The organism is Escherichia sp. WS3227_2, assembly GCF_046486495.1.
Lineage (GTDB): Bacteria > Pseudomonadota > Gammaproteobacteria > Enterobacterales > Enterobacteriaceae > Escherichia > Escherichia coli.
Map to the genome: position 1 here is coordinate 13,048 of NZ_JBJQLG010000020.1, position 13,099 is coordinate 26,146.

At 58.0% G+C, this 13,099-nt stretch carries 19 protein-coding genes and 1 pseudogene; 1 reads left to right on the forward strand and 19 read right to left on the reverse strand.

Annotated features, from left to right (window positions below; all coding sequences use genetic code 11):
• Complete coding sequence (locus tag ACJHXB_RS21815; protein WP_000148285.1) at positions 1-252, forward strand: helix-turn-helix transcriptional regulator; 252 nt, start codon at positions 1-3, stop codon at positions 250-252.
• Positions 253-282: 30 nt separating this feature from the next.
• Here ACJHXB_RS21815 and ACJHXB_RS21820 read toward each other — a convergent pair whose 3' ends face one another.
• The 19 genes and pseudogenes from ACJHXB_RS21820 to ACJHXB_RS21910 form a co-directional block, all read right to left on the reverse strand.
• Complete coding sequence (locus tag ACJHXB_RS21820; RefSeq protein ID WP_000150325.1) at positions 283-453, reverse strand: hypothetical protein; 171 nt, start codon at positions 451-453, stop codon at positions 283-285.
• 61 nt (positions 454-514) lie between these two features.
• A complete protein-coding gene (locus ACJHXB_RS21825) occupies positions 515-1,456 on the reverse strand; it encodes an Rpn family recombination-promoting nuclease/putative transposase (RefSeq protein WP_000038339.1) in 942 nt (313 codons plus the stop codon).
• A gap of 64 nt (positions 1,457-1,520) precedes the next feature.
• Positions 1,521-1,787, reverse strand: coding sequence for a hypothetical protein (locus ACJHXB_RS21830; RefSeq protein ID WP_001247862.1), 267 nt, complete (start codon positions 1,785-1,787; stop codon positions 1,521-1,523).
• A gap of 91 nt (positions 1,788-1,878) precedes the next feature.
• Positions 1,879-2,313 (reverse strand): hypothetical protein, encoded by a 435-nt coding sequence (locus tag ACJHXB_RS21835; protein WP_000218863.1) that lies wholly within the window; start codon positions 2,311-2,313, stop codon positions 1,879-1,881.
• 728 nt (positions 2,314-3,041) lie between these two features.
• Complete coding sequence (locus ACJHXB_RS21840; protein WP_000117609.1) at positions 3,042-3,542, reverse strand: antirestriction protein ArdA; 501 nt, start codon at positions 3,540-3,542, stop codon at positions 3,042-3,044.
• Between the two features lie 462 nt (positions 3,543-4,004).
• On the reverse strand, positions 4,005-4,601 hold the full coding sequence (locus ACJHXB_RS21845) for a hypothetical protein (RefSeq protein WP_000978012.1): 597 nt from the start codon (positions 4,599-4,601) through the stop codon (positions 4,005-4,007).
• Positions 4,598-5,317: a plasmid SOS inhibition protein A gene (locus ACJHXB_RS21850; protein ID WP_001276261.1), complete on the reverse strand. Its 720-nt coding sequence runs from the start codon at positions 5,315-5,317 to the stop codon at positions 4,598-4,600. The genes ACJHXB_RS21845 and ACJHXB_RS21850 overlap by 4 nt, the downstream gene beginning before the upstream one ends.
• A complete protein-coding gene (gene psiB, locus ACJHXB_RS21855; protein WP_023166801.1) occupies positions 5,314-5,748 on the reverse strand; it encodes a conjugation system SOS inhibitor PsiB in 435 nt (144 codons plus the stop codon). Before psiB ends, ACJHXB_RS21850 begins: the two co-directional genes overlap by 4 nt.
• Before the next feature lie 54 nt (positions 5,749-5,802).
• Positions 5,803-7,761 (reverse strand): ParB/RepB/Spo0J family partition protein, encoded by a 1,959-nt coding sequence (locus ACJHXB_RS21860; protein WP_101969592.1) that lies wholly within the window; start codon positions 7,759-7,761, stop codon positions 5,803-5,805.
• A 58-nt stretch (positions 7,762-7,819) separates the two neighbouring features.
• Positions 7,820-8,053, reverse strand: a complete 234-nt coding sequence (locus ACJHXB_RS21865; protein ID WP_025769126.1) for a DUF905 domain-containing protein — start codon at positions 8,051-8,053, stop codon at positions 7,820-7,822.
• Between the two features lie 57 nt (positions 8,054-8,110).
• Positions 8,111-8,638, reverse strand: a complete 528-nt coding sequence (locus tag ACJHXB_RS21870; protein ID WP_001276120.1) for a single-stranded DNA-binding protein — start codon at positions 8,636-8,638, stop codon at positions 8,111-8,113.
• Positions 8,639-9,021: 383 nt separating this feature from the next.
• Entirely contained in the window at positions 9,022-9,336 is a 315-nt protein-coding gene (locus tag ACJHXB_RS21875) for a hypothetical protein (protein ID WP_001434357.1), read from the reverse strand.
• A gap of 70 nt (positions 9,337-9,406) precedes the next feature.
• Entirely contained in the window at positions 9,407-9,598 is a 192-nt protein-coding gene (locus tag ACJHXB_RS21880) for a hypothetical protein (protein WP_001027495.1), read from the reverse strand.
• Entirely contained in the window at positions 9,595-10,017 is a 423-nt protein-coding gene (locus tag ACJHXB_RS21885) for a DUF1380 family protein (RefSeq protein ID WP_000271744.1), read from the reverse strand. The genes ACJHXB_RS21880 and ACJHXB_RS21885 overlap by 4 nt, the downstream gene beginning before the upstream one ends.
• A gap of 46 nt (positions 10,018-10,063) precedes the next feature.
• Positions 10,064-10,489: an antirestriction protein gene (locus tag ACJHXB_RS21890; RefSeq protein WP_001198928.1), complete on the reverse strand. Its 426-nt coding sequence runs from the start codon at positions 10,487-10,489 to the stop codon at positions 10,064-10,066.
• Between the two features lie 411 nt (positions 10,490-10,900).
• Positions 10,901-11,671 carry a hypothetical protein gene (locus tag ACJHXB_RS21895; RefSeq protein WP_001006225.1) on the reverse strand — a complete coding sequence of 257 codons (771 nt, stop codon included), beginning with the start codon at positions 11,669-11,671 and terminating at the stop codon, positions 10,901-10,903.
• A 44-nt stretch (positions 11,672-11,715) separates the two neighbouring features.
• Positions 11,716-12,202: pseudogene (locus tag ACJHXB_RS21900) on the reverse strand (DUF1380 family protein).
• Positions 12,162-12,383: a hypothetical protein gene (locus ACJHXB_RS21905; protein ID WP_001104887.1), complete on the reverse strand. Its 222-nt coding sequence runs from the start codon at positions 12,381-12,383 to the stop codon at positions 12,162-12,164. Before ACJHXB_RS21905 ends, ACJHXB_RS21900 begins: the two are co-directional and overlap by 41 nt.
• Positions 12,384-13,067: a DNA methylase gene (locus ACJHXB_RS21910; RefSeq protein WP_000086185.1), complete on the reverse strand. Its 684-nt coding sequence runs from the start codon at positions 13,065-13,067 to the stop codon at positions 12,384-12,386. It abuts the gene before it with no gap.
• Positions 13,068-13,099 lie beyond the last annotated feature (32 nt).

The following is a 13,099-nucleotide window of genomic DNA, read 5'->3' on the forward strand; positions in this document are numbered from 1 at the left end:
ATGACCGGCTGGGAACTGCGAATCTGGCGAAAAAGCATGCTCTGGTCACGCGAAAAAGCGGCCAGAGAATTTGGCGTGACACAGAGAACATGGCACGCCTGGGAAAATGCGGAACAGGTGGATGTCACCGTCTGGAGGACCACCCAGGCACTTTCAGTCCGTGACCTGCTGCCTCACATGCAGGGGATGCGCAAGGCAGATATCATCAGGCGTCTGGAAAATGAACTGGGGGAAACGGCAGAGGATGTGTGAGCGTGGTTCACAGCCTGGCAGAATGCCAGGCTACTGCTCATCAGGAAACAGTTTTTTCAGTTCTTCACCGGAAAGTCCCGTGGCCTCCTGAATCCGTTCCGGCGTCCAGCCCATATCCCGAAGCCGGCAGGCTATTTCCCGCGCCACTTCAAGAGCACCTTTTTCAAAACCTTTCTGTATAAGACGTTCTGCAATCGTCATACTGTTTTCTCTGCTCCTGCTGGCAAAAGGCCCGGCATTTTGCCGGGCCTTTTGGCTCTCATCAGTGAGTGATGTTCTTCAGTTCAGCTTCAGAAAGTCCGGTCAGCTGACAGATTTGTGCTGCCGGCATTCCCGCGTTCCGGAGCTCCCGGGCGATTTCCCGTGCTTTTTGAAGCGCCCCCTGCTGAACTCCCTGCTGGATACCCTGCTGGATACCCTGCTGGATACCTTGCTGGATACCTTCCTGCTTAAGACGTTCTGCCAGTGTCATAATGCTGTCCTCGTGCTGCGGCAGTCGCTGCGCCAGCGTCTGCAAAAATTCAACCGTTACATGTTCGCTGCCATTAAGCAGATAGTTGAAAAGAACTGTAATCTGCTCTTCATCCTGGATGTCCTGCAGTGCTCTGACCAGGTTGTCCAGACACATCAGCATATCCCGCTGACGGATATGCTTCATCAGCAGCGTCAGTGCGGCCATCCGGCGATGGTTCATGATTTCATTGTCATCAACGACAGTGATATCAACCAGCGGAAACGGCTTTGTGTATATTTTAGCCGCAAGCGCCGGATTCTCAAAACAGTCCAGCCAGTTCATGCTGTACGGGTACGGGCTGCGCTCACCGTGATAGAACAGCACCGGAATGACCAGTGGCAACGTTTTGTGCTGCTCCAGATGTCTCTGCATCGCCGCCACACTGTAGCGTAACATGCGAAAAGGCATGTACAGATTTTCGGTGCTCTGGTGCTCGATGAGCGTATAAACATAACCATCTTCACCCCCGGTGGTTTTCACGCTCCAGAGGATATCGCTGGCGTACTGATGCAGGTCCGGCTCAACAAAGGTGGCGGGTTCCAGCTTCAGCGTGGACAGGTCGCACAACTGCCGGTACTCCGCAGGAAGATGCAGTTCCAGAAAATCTCTGGCGACGTCGGGATTCGCCAGGAACGACCGGAACGCGGCATCATGCGGCGTGGGCGTTGTGGTGTTTTTCTTCTTACTCACGGTTCCTCCTGGTGAGATGTCTGAACGTATCCTGCCGCCTGCACAGGCAGACGGCAAGGGTTAATCAGTGGCAGACCCGCTCAATTTCAAGCGCGCGGAGCAGGTGGCCCCATTCGCTGACTTTCATAGCGGGGATACGCACCCGCTTCTGCTCACTGCAGCGTCTGGCGATATGGCCGCTCATCGCCAGGACGTCCGGGTTAATCTCATCCTGTGCCAGCTCCTGACGTCTGAAGCGGGTATGGCGGTGCAGGGGTTTATTCTCCCGCAGGCACTCTTCACGCAGACGCTTTACATACTCGGCGGTTGCGAAGATAATTGATGGTCTCACAATATTACTCCTTATGTTGTTGATGACTGCCGCTCTTCCTGGCGGGGAAGTAACGGCGGAGAGAGGCAGGGTTTATCGCCCTGCCTTTTTTTCATTTCGGACAGCGACGCAGTGCCAGCGCGAGCGCTTTCATCTTCCAGCCTTCCGGCGTGCGGTACATCACCTTCCAGTAGCCGTCGATGAACACATAATGGAAGCGCACCTCTTCAGTGCTTTCAGTGGCAATAGCCTCCCTGAAAGAACGGTACTCACGCGCCTCACTGTCCATCCGGAAACCACTGTCACGTCCGTAATAAGCCGTCACACCGTCCACCGGGTTCTGAAGCGTATGCCCGGCGGGTTTGTCACAACGGGGACCGAGGCAACGGATATCACCGTGTTCAACCAGGGCTTCGGCCTGCTGACCGGTGGCATAGTGAGTATGCAGGATGCGACCGTTCCAGGTCGGCTCCCCGTGCAGGTGGCAGTAAACGGTACGGAACACCCCGTCGCGGCAAAAAACGGAAATCGTGCTGCTGACTGTCATGAAAACATCTCCTTCTGCTGAATCAGGTCGCCGGGCCGACCGGTTGCTCCCCGGAGGGGCGAAAGCCCCTTCTGCCGTCCACTTCTTCGGGGTTTCTCCCCGCAGTGGACCTTTCCGATGGGGCGTCCGTCACCACGTCACGGGGCAGCTGTCCGGGGGCGGACGCAAAATTTTTTGCCGGGTTTATGGCTAAAAATTTTGTGGACGGTATATCTTCCCCTGGACTGCTGAAACGGGATGTGGTTACTCCAGCCCCCGGAAAGTCCACAGCGGGAAACAGGCCGCAGGGGTGGCGGCGGAAGGGTTGACTGCGCCATCAGGCGCAGTTGCCTTACACACCGTAAGGTGTGCAGGGAGCGCCGTTTCCGGCGCGACAGGGGCGGCGCGACCGGAACGGTCGCTGCAAGCCTGGTTTTTCAGACATCGGACCGTAGCGGCAGCCCGAAACCGCGCCAGCGGGTTCGGCGGAGACTGGCGGGTGCGCCAGCAGCTGCCTGTCGGAGTCGGGCCTGACGACCGGATGCCGCCAGGCAGCCGGGAGCCGAAGGTGTCCCCGCCTCCGGAAATCAGAACAACAGAAACGACATAACAGAAAAATGCCTCACACCATGACGGGCAGGAAGGGCAGCGCCGCAGGCGCGGCCCTCCTGCATTTCAGGCAGGCGTAAGCCTGCCAGGGTTTTCCGGCGGCCTGGCAGGCCATACCCCCGCCGGAGCGGGGGAGTAAATCACCGACGGAACACATGACCGTCAATAAAGGTGAAGGAGTCCAGGAATAAATCCCGCGCATACGCCTCATAGTCAAAATAGAGCGCCACCGTCTCCGGCACGTCAGCCAGCAGGCCGGTATCACTGGCGAACTCAACCGCAAAAGCCTCCTCACTGTCAGCCTCGCCCCACCAGGCATCGCGGAAGGTGTCAAAATCCGTCTCACCGGTATCATCCACCCAGAGACGATAAGCCTCTTCGCAGCCTTCATCCCGCGCCTGGCGGAAGCCTTCAACATAGGCCCAGTTGATATGGCATTCTGAGGCCATATTCCCCGGGAATCCCTCATAATCCTGAAACATCAGTTCAGGATCGGCTTCATCCTGGTGAAGAGAGCGGCAGGCGGCGAAAAAGTCGCGTTCATCATCAAACGTGGCCAGGTCAAACCAGCGGCCAGCGATGCTTCCACAGTTGTATTTGTGCCAGGTTCCAACGTATACAGCAGGTGCAACAACAGACATTCCCGAATCCTCCATAGTCACATGTTCTGCGACACCGGGCGGTGCCGTGCCTCCATAAAAGCCGGGCGATAAGGCGGGGATGCACAGGGCGCAAGGGAAGCCGCAGCCTGACGCACACGGCTGGCGGGAGTTGGAGGGTGAGACCGCGAAATCTGAGCGGGTGAACGACCGGAAAATCACGGCAGACGGGAAGGAGGGACCGGGTGACCGCAGCGGCGAAGCGTACCCTTGCATCCCTGCCAGCCCGGCTAAGATGGAGGCACGGCACAGCCCGCACACGACGCTGAGGCCACAGAGCTGAAAACCCACAAGGCCATGCCCCGCATGGCCGGGTAAAAGCGGAGCCGCCGGCGACTTCCTTATTCCGGCGAGTGCAGAGGACACGCCGCATGACCTCCAGACCACCCCTGATATGAAACGATCATGATCGGCGTGTCCCTGCGTAAAATATACATGTCTGGTTCACCGGAGAATATCTGTGATATCCACAAGTTTTCTGTCGCACAGCCAGTCCTGCGCTTCACGCACCACGCTACTGTCGGGTTTCACCGCTTTCAGCGATGATGCCAGTCGCTTGATCAACATAACCAGTTCCCGTGTCTGTATGTCCGGCATTGTCTCCGGCGGAGCAGAGGGACTCTCATTTCCGACGCCCATCCCATGCGCTTCCAGTGTGGCACGGACAAACCAGGCGGCATCGACCAGTTGCTGGCGAATCCAGGTCAGATCGGCATTTCTGTCACGGGCTGCCATTCGCTCACCCGACAACGCCTTGCTGATATGGCTGCGCACCAGATTATCCAGGAGTTCCTGCGCTTCTTCCGGTGAAAAGCCACCTGGTATCTCTGTGCGCAACAGTCCTTTCCTGTACAGTAGCTGCAGCAGATCAATCTGCGACCGCACTGCAACTATCAGTACATAACGGACAATATTCGCACTGGCGGTGGTTTCTGTATCATTCAGCAGTTCCTCCGGATCATTACCACCGGTATTGCAGAGCAACGGCAACAGAGGTCGCATCCACACGGGAACCTGATATTGTTCGTCTGATTTCATCATATTGCGTTCTCCAGCTTGTTCGGGATCATCCACTGCTCAAGTGCACGTACCTGTACCGGTGCACCACGACCGGCCTCACCGGCTTCAAAAATCAGCCGCCAGAGTGGTTCCTCCTGCCAGAAAAACCGGTCAAATGATGACAGTGATGGAAAACGCCCGCACCACCCCCAGAAAATCGTTTCCAGATCATGCTCCTCAACAACACCAGACCAGCGGGACAACCAGCTTCCGACCGTGGCGGGAGTATGAAACGCAAGGTCAATCTGCGCCTGAGCAAAACATGTCTGGTATTCCAGTTCCCGTCGTTCTGCCTCACGTTCCCGCTGGCGGCTGTATTTCTGCTCTGTCAGCGTGGTTTTCTGACGACGCCGCTCACCTTCACGAAAAGGAACGGACGGGAACAGACGATGCCCCGCATCGGATGGCAGGGGAAGAACACAGACTTCACCAAAACTTTCAATCAGTTTATCCACGGCAGCCAGCCACAGGAGACGGTTGCCATGAAATTCCTCCTTCGTCAGCGCAGGAGCAAAAAAGCGGAGATCGGTCAGCGAAATCCGGCGACTGCCATTCAGGCAGCGAAAGAAAGCGCTGGCATAAGGCCATGCTGAAAGTGTGCGTCCCTGACGACGACGTTGTTCGGTGACAGCCACAGCCTGCATGGCGGCCTGTTGCTCTGCGCTGAGGGGGATCAGTGCCCGTGAACGTGCGCTCATGCCTGACCTCCTTCTGCCATCAGGATATGGATGATGTCGTTAACACTGTACCCCTGCGCATCAAGTGTCGCGGCAAGCGCCAGCGTGTGACTGATAGCGACAGGCGTGAAGATATGTTGCACCTGAACGACGGCGAAAGGCTGTCCACCACAATTCACCAGAACCAGCATCCAGAGCTGAGAGACGTCTCCCGGCGAACATAATGCCAGGTGGAAACGTTCGTGGGCTGGCGTGAAACGAACCTGGACGGGGAAAAAGCCCCCGAACTCACTGCCATACTCGCCATTCATCATCCAGTTAGCCGGTGCGTCCACTTCACGCATCACCTCGTGAGTGAGATTACGGCGCATATCGCTTCCCGCAGCACGGATTTCTTCATATTCCTGGGCATTCATGGACTGCAGGGCATTCAGTGTCAGTTCGGTATTCATCATCATATTTCTCCCTCTGCCGCCCCGTCTCCGGCGGGGCGGTGTGGTTGTTCATCAGGCGGCATCAGCCAGGTTATCGGCGCGTTCAGTGGCATCCGTCTGTGGACGTGGTGAACACATCCAGCCAGGCACCCAGCGGTTGTCTTTCATATGGAACTCTGCATGTTCAGCGGCATCGCCTTTCTTCATCTTCTCTGCGTCCCGTGCGGCACCGGACAGTCCGGCATCATTCAGGGCTGCGATAATCTGCGGCTTTTTCAGGTGTCCGAAGAAGTTTGCTTTCGTCGGCTGCCACCAGTCGCGCATGTGAAAACCGATGGCGCTCTCCAGTGAGTCAAGCGGACTGCGTGACGTGCGACCACACTCGCGGGTCTGGACACCGTTAAGGCTGCATGCGGTGCAGAAACTGAGCAGGGATAACAGCACCTCCTGACTGAGTGACAGGAACGTCGTCATGTCCCGTGACCATCCCTCCGGTAACAGGGCCGCAAGACGGGCTTTTTCTGCCATCAGCGCCAGGAATGCGGCACCTTCCTTCCCTGACGGCGCATCGCTGGTCAGCGAATAATGTTTACATTCCAGGCTGATTTGTGCTGGTTTACTGTACGCTCCGCTGTCAAACACATTCAGGCAGAGCGTCCATGCCAACAGTGCCAGAGATTTGTCCGGTTGCTGCATCAGTGCTGCCTGGACTGCCAGCGTGCGTTCGGAAGACATTTTCGTCAGCAGTGGCAGACTGATTTCCTCCACTGACGCTTTTTCCTGCACCTGTTCCGTGCGGTCAGCGTCGTCAGCCGCATCATCCTCACTGCGTAACTGCACACCACGCTGGACACATACGTTTCCATAACGCCAGGACACCACCACTCCACCTTCGGCACGCATCTCCGGCGTCCACGCTCTGACCTTCGCCATGCAGCGCATCAGCTTCATTTCTGCTTCCAGCAGGTCAGATTCCTCACACTGGTTTTCCAGCGCGTCGTAACGTGCCATCAGTTCGTTCAGACGTTCTTCTTCCGCCTCGGTCAGCACCGCTTCCGGCTCCGGCAGACAGCGGTATGTTCCGGCATCCTCACGGCACTCACCGACAGGCTCCATGCGTCCGGCGCACCATTCCCAGCCTTCGGCTTCCCGAAGGAACTCTGCGACAGCCTGGAGTTTTTCCAGCAGGGCGGCATCGAGCGCCACGCAGTCCACATAGCCACCCTCGTCGTCGCTGAACAAATCGGTGCGCAGTTCGTCTGGCGAGAAGGCATCAGCCCCCACGAAGCGGAATTTACTGTTCCCCGCCACCGCCACTTCACTTTCCGTAATCAGATTGCGGATAACCCGCACATCCGGTTTACCGCCCCATCCCGACTGACAGGCAGCTTCAAACACCTGCACCTGACGCGCGGTGTCGTTCTCCAGCGCCAGCGCCTGACAGTGTTCGGTGGTGATGCGGTCTTCTGCCAGCGCATCGAGGATGACAGGCGCAAGGTCAGCCAGTTTCAGCATTCGCTGAACGTGGCGGGGTGAATAGCCCAGCAAATCACCGATTTGTGCAGGTGTTTTGCCTTCCTGCGCCATTGCGCGGAATCCGGCAATCTGTTCAGCAGGGTGCATATCCCGACGATGACCGTTTTCAGTCATTGATGCCGCCGTCGCCAGCTCCTGCGGAATGACCTTCACACGGACAGGCCAGTCAGCCGGAATGATGCCACGCTCTGCCAGCATGTTGAGTGCAGCCAGTCGGCGACCACCTGCGGCGACACCGTAACGGTCACCAGGCAGGGTATGCACGACCAGATTCTGCAACAGGCCAACGCCCTTAATGGACTCCGCCAGTTCGCTGACGGACTCCGCAGAATACGGCACCGTGCGCACATTCAGCGGTGATTTAATCAGCGAGGCCAGCGGCACGCTCACTTCCTCCGTCTGCGCCAGCAGGGCAGACAGGACAGTTTCCTGCGTTTTTGCAGATTTACGGCTTGCTTTGCGGGTGGTTTCTGGTTCACACTTCGTTACAGGCATAATCATCCCCTTATAATTGCTTATGTCCTGCCGGACGTTCGCGCGTCCGGCACCTCTCTTACTTAAGAATCCCGAAATCCCTGATGTACTGGTTCATCCAGTACCCGGCACAGTCCTCAAAATTCCAGGAGCGCCAGATCAACGTGCCATCCTGACGGACAACCAGGCGAAAATGCGTTCCCTGATCATCCTCGATAAAGACGTTCTGGTACTGTGCGGCAACGGCTTCCGCCTGTTCGCGGGTAAAGGAGCCGTCCGGCAGTCCCTGAAGTATTCTGAAATATTCGCTCATCCTCATATCTCCGGTGATGCCCCGCACAGGGCGGGGCGGTTGTCACAGTCAGCCCGATCAGAACGGGATGTCGTCTGAAAACCCGTAATCCTCCCCCTCCGGCGGTTGCGGCTGAGGCTCTGGCTGCGCGGCCTTACGTCCACGGCCTTTCGTTTTCGCGCCACCTTTTTTCGTCGCGTCAGCACTCTGTGGCTGCCCATTCTGCTGAGGCTTCGGTTGCGCCTGAGCGTTCTGCTGTGGTGCACGTCCCAGCATCTGCACGGTGCCCGTGGTCTTAACAAGAATTTCAGTGACGTAACGGGTGATACCGTTATCTTCCCAGCTACGGGTGCGAAGCTGACCTTCGATGTAGACCTGCGCACCCTTGCGCAGATATTCACCTGCCACTTCCGCGAGCTTGCCGAACAGCACCACGCGGTGCCATTCCGTCTGCTCCCGCATCTCCCCCGTCTGTTTGTCACGCCAGCTTTCTGATGTGGCCACCTGCAGGTTTGCCACTGCGCCCCCGTTGGGGATGTAACGGACTTCCGGATCATTGCCCAGACGCCCGACGAGGATGACCTTGTTGATACCACGTGCACTCATAAGAACCTCCTGACTGAAAGATGTGAGATAAACCGGATACCGGAGACGGGACGTTCATGTGCCCCTTCAGAGGAGCGAAAGCTCCTCCTGCCGTCCACTTCACAGGGGTTTCTCCCCGCAGTGGACCTTTCCGATGGGGGCCCGTTTACCGCCTCACGGGACAGCTGTCCGGGGGCGGACGCAAAATTTTTAGCCGGGTTCATGGCTAAAAATTTTGTGGCCGGTGCATCTCACCCTGGACAGATGGAACGGGAGGGGGTTACGTCTGCCCCCCGGAAAGTCCACAGCGGGAAACAGGCCGCAGGGGTGGCGGCAGGAGGGAGGACTGCTGCGCCATCAGGCGCAGTTTCCTCACACACCGTCAGGTGTGCAGGGAGCGCAGGTCACGGCGCGACAGGGGCGGCGCGACCGGAACGGTCGCTGCAAGCCGGGTTTTCACGCATCGGACCGTAGCGGCAGCCCGAAACCGCGCCAGCGGGTTCGGCGGAGACTGGCGGGTGCGCCAGCAGCTGCCTGTCGGAGTCGGGCCTGACGACCGGATGCCGCCAGGCAGCCGGGAGCCGAAGTGGGCGCAATAAAAGACAGCCAGAAACGGTGACAGTGTCACGGAATATCACACCTGTTCCCTGCATACAGCCATACACTACCTTCTGACCGGAAAGCCGGGCCGGCAGCGCCGCAGGCGCTGCACCCCGCATTTCCGGCAGGCGTCAGCCTGCCAGGGGTTTTCGCGCGGGCTGACAGGCGGCCTCCACCGCCTGCCCTGTATCACCTGTTTCTGCTGCCCTGAAGGATATAGTGACCACCGAGGAAAACCGCCTGCTGATTCGCCACAAAATCGCAGATTTCATCAACAATCTGCGCAGTGGTGAGCGGTTTCTGCCCCATTTCACGACGCCGCGCATTAATCACGGCTTTGTAATTGCGCAGAATTTCGCGGGTTTCTGTGCTGATATTCATGACATGTGCTCCCCGTCCAGCGCCTGTAACACAACGTCCATTGCTTCGCGTTCTTCCCTGACGAACGCATCACCGTCGCCCCCGTTCTCACTCCCGACGGCATACAGGCGCTTCATTTCACTGCCTGCCAGCGCCAACACTTTTTCCAGCATCACCGCCGGGACTGTCACCTGACGGCTGGCGCGCTTTTCTTCCATCAGTTCACGAACAACGTCGTGAACAACGCTGACATCCGCACCATGCTCAAAGGCATCGTCCAGCCGCTGCATGACGGTTTCCAGCTCATCGTCTGTCAGACTCCAGTCCTGGGCTATGTGACGCACATCCCCACGGGTCAGCACCACGGCAAAAACGCATTCACTGTCCGGCACGTCTGTATCCAGCACTTCGCGGATAATTTCTTTAACAGTACAGTACATGTTCTCGTCTCCTTTACAGGGGCGGCATTGCCGCCCCGTCCGTTAATCAGTCCAGAGCCGCGTAAATCGCGTTGCATTCGGGGTGAAATTCGATGTGACGCCACAACTGCGCATCGCGCATCCGGTAAAGCTGGGTCAGTCCTGCATCCCCGCTGTCGTGGTACAGCCACAACTGGCGGTTAATCACAAGGGAGGTCAGGATGATGCCTGCGGCATCAGCACTCACGGTACGGTCAAACCAGTTTGCACCGTTCACCATGTGGAAACGGTCGCCATCCGGCATCATGTAACCGCCACCGTCCGGCAGGCGGATGAAGTGCCAGAAGCCTCCCTGATATTCCGGCATCATTTTTTGCGCCAGCGCGTACACATACGCCTCGGCATACAGAAAATCGTTGCCAAACAGATACGGCAGAAAGGAGAGACGGTCGCACTCTTCAACATTCAGAGTGACAGGTTTCGCATATTGCATGATGTTTTCCTCCGTTGTTCACATATTCCGCGACACCGGGCGGTGCCGTGCCTCCATAAAAGCCGGGCGAACAGGCGGGGATGCAGGGGCGCAAGGGAAGCCGCAGCCTGACGCACACGGCTGACGGGAGTTGCAGGGTGAGACCGCGAAATCTGAGCGGGTGAACGACCGGAAAATCACGGCAGACGGGAAGGAGGGACCGGGTGACCGCCGCGTTCATTTTACCCTTGCATCCCCGCCAGCCCGGCTAAGATGGAGGCACGGCACAGCCCGCACACGACACGGCGGCCACATAACTGAAAACCCACAAGGCCATGCCCCGCATGGCCGGGTAAAGCGGAGCCGGCGGCGACTTCCTTTGTGCTCTGTCCGGGACCGGCAGGAAAAAGGCGGGGATTTTCCCCGCCATCATCAGCCCCTGATTTTTGCCAGGGCATCCGCCACGCTACGGATTTCGGCCCGGGCTTCCCGGACAACTTCCCGCAGAACACAACGGTCAAACCACCGGCGGGGCGGTTCATCCGGTATACGCAGCACATCGCAGGCCAGCCCACTGGACAGGATATGCTCAATACAATCGCTGACCAGATACATTTCCACCGCCGAAAAACGTGCGCCCCGGTTCAGGATGGCATCGAGCACCACGGGCAGGTTTTCGTCATCTTCATCAAGCCAGCAGGGGTAATCGCTTTCCTTCACGACCAGGCGAAAGCGGCGCGTCTGGCGGGTCAGTAACGTCTGACCGGTTGTGGTCAGCGCCGCCCGGATACGCCGCGTATCTTCTGCCACCTGGTAACTGACACAGCGTACTGCATCGCGTACCGCATCAAGAACTGCCCTGATTTCGTCCTCTGCCAGCCACTCACCGGCATACGGAAAAGACACCTGTGTTCCGTCTGCCGGAAGTACCGGCAGCGACTGCCACTGACTGCCGGACAGTACCAGTTCCGCCCCGGTTCCGGTCAGTTTCTGAATGGCGGAGGCCAGGTGCGGCGGCAGCACGCCATCGTGGCGGTTAACGAGTAACGTCGCCAGCCGGGGCGCATCCAGCCGCACGTAAATGCTGATCCAGCCCGGATAGTTCGGATTTCGCTGGTCAACATCCGTCTCTTCCGGCCAGCCCTGCGCCAGCAGCAGGTTACGGGCGTGGCGACAAATCAGTGCATTCAGCGTTTCGTTCATGATTCATGGTCTCCCTGAATCGCCGCCCGGAGGCGGCGATAACATCAGTCGGTTTCGCGTGTGTTGTTTTTCAGCAGGGCGCGGGCCTGATTAACCACCGCCTGTCGGCGGGTGACGCATTCCGGGACGGCGAGGTCGTTATCACGGGCGGCCCACTCACGTTTCCACAGTGCCTGTTCAGCGGTCTGAATCAGGGACGCCAGCAGTTCAGCAGGGACGGTCACCTGGCGGTTTTCTCTCACGTTATTGATGATCTCCATCGCCACGCCGGAAGAAATACCGGACTCAATCCGCTGGTCTTCCGGGATGTCCTCCAGGCGCGCCAGGACGGTCCTGATTTCATGATCGGACAGGGAAATATCCATTCCGTCAGCGAGGGCCTGAATCTCTTCAGGGGACCAGACAACCAGCATCAGCGGCGTGTCTCCCTGATACTTTGCTGCCAGCTCCCGGCAGAGTATTTCGCATGTTCCGTACATACTCTCTCCCCTCAATCTTTGAAGCAGGAATCCAGTTCCAGAATTTCGGTATATGCCTCCATCAGGAGGCGGTTTGCGCGAAACAACGTCTGACGCACCAGACGTTCCGGCAGGGTGTCAGCATTAAAGCTGTACCGCCGCTCCATCTCATTCATGGTTGTACGCAGGTCGCACATGGCATTGGCCACCTCCGCCACTTCGGCGCGAAGTTTTTCATGTCCGGCATAGTTCATTTACGCAGCCTCCGGCATAAACCAGTCATCATTCGCGGCCCCCTGCTGCATGGCCCGCTGTACGGCAGCCAGACGTTGCTGTCCGGCACGGTGATACTGCTCAAGCAGCTCGATACCGATATACCGGCGTCCGGACTGGAGGGCGGCGACGCAGGTTGAGCCGCTGCCTGCAAACGGGTCCAGCACAATCGCGTTCGGGTGTGTGAAGCTCTCAATCAGCGGTTGCAGGCTGGTAACGGGCTTTTCCGTCGGGTGATGACGGTTGCCCGAATATTTCCAGCCCAGCACGTCCGGCAGCGGGTTTTGTGGCAGACGTGGACGGCCTTTTGCCAGGATGTAGGCGCATTCGTGGCGATAGCCCACATATGCGGCCTTCGATGTGTAGTTTTTGGTAAACACCAGGTGTCCGACCACGCTGAATCCCGCATTTTTCCAGGCGGCCATAAAGCGATCGACGCGGTTCCAGCCGTAGAAGCTCACCATCAGCGCGTCTTTTTTGAGTACGCGGTACATTTCATTACAGGCCGGTTGCAGCCATTCATCGGTTTTATCGCCGGCGATGGTGCGCCCGGAACGGTCACGAAAACCGACGAGATATGGCGGGTCAGTTAATATGAAATCAATGGCGTTATCAGGGATACGCGTCATAACATCGATGCAGTTACCAAGGACAAAACGGGACATACGAAACTCCTTCTCTTACAGAGGGCACCGGG

Coding starts and splice junctions, on each gene's coding strand:
- ACJHXB_RS21890 (WP_001198928.1), bottom strand. CDS start 10,489: ATGCAATATGCGAAACCTGTCACTCTGAATGTTGAAGAGTGCGACCGT.
- ACJHXB_RS21845 (WP_000978012.1), bottom strand. CDS start 4,601: ATGATGAAATCAGACGAACAATATCAGGTTCCCGTGTGGATGCGACCT.
- ACJHXB_RS21875 (WP_001434357.1), bottom strand. CDS start 9,336: ATGCGGGGTGCAGCGCCTGCGGCGCTGCCGGCCCGGCTTTCCGGTCAG.
- ACJHXB_RS21840 (WP_000117609.1), bottom strand. CDS start 3,542: ATGTCTGTTGTTGCACCTGCTGTATACGTTGGAACCTGGCACAAATAC.
- ACJHXB_RS21820 (WP_000150325.1), bottom strand. CDS start 453: ATGACGATTGCAGAACGTCTTATACAGAAAGGTTTTGAAAAAGGTGCT.
- psiB (WP_023166801.1), bottom strand. CDS start 5,748: ATGAATACCGAACTGACACTGAATGCCCTGCAGTCCATGAATGCCCAG.
- ACJHXB_RS21895 (WP_001006225.1), bottom strand. CDS start 11,671: ATGAACGAAACGCTGAATGCACTGATTTGTCGCCACGCCCGTAACCTG.
- ACJHXB_RS21850 (WP_001276261.1), bottom strand. CDS start 5,317: ATGAGCGCACGTTCACGGGCACTGATCCCCCTCAGCGCAGAGCAACAG.
- ACJHXB_RS21865 (WP_025769126.1), bottom strand. CDS start 8,053: ATGAGCGAATATTTCAGAATACTTCAGGGACTGCCGGACGGCTCCTTT.
- ACJHXB_RS21905 (WP_001104887.1), bottom strand. CDS start 12,383: ATGAACTATGCCGGACATGAAAAACTTCGCGCCGAAGTGGCGGAGGTG.
- ACJHXB_RS21885 (WP_000271744.1), bottom strand. CDS start 10,017: ATGTACTGTACTGTTAAAGAAATTATCCGCGAAGTGCTGGATACAGAC.
- ACJHXB_RS21870 (WP_001276120.1), bottom strand. CDS start 8,638: ATGAGTGCACGTGGTATCAACAAGGTCATCCTCGTCGGGCGTCTGGGC.
- ACJHXB_RS21835 (WP_000218863.1), bottom strand. CDS start 2,313: ATGACAGTCAGCAGCACGATTTCCGTTTTTTGCCGCGACGGGGTGTTC.
- ACJHXB_RS21860 (WP_101969592.1), bottom strand. CDS start 7,761: ATGCCTGTAACGAAGTGTGAACCAGAAACCACCCGCAAAGCAAGCCGT.
- ACJHXB_RS21880 (WP_001027495.1), bottom strand. CDS start 9,598: ATGAATATCAGCACAGAAACCCGCGAAATTCTGCGCAATTACAAAGCC.
- ACJHXB_RS21815 (WP_000148285.1), top strand. CDS start 1: ATGACCGGCTGGGAACTGCGAATCTGGCGAAAAAGCATGCTCTGGTCA.
- ACJHXB_RS21910 (WP_000086185.1), bottom strand. CDS start 13,067: ATGTCCCGTTTTGTCCTTGGTAACTGCATCGATGTTATGACGCGTATC.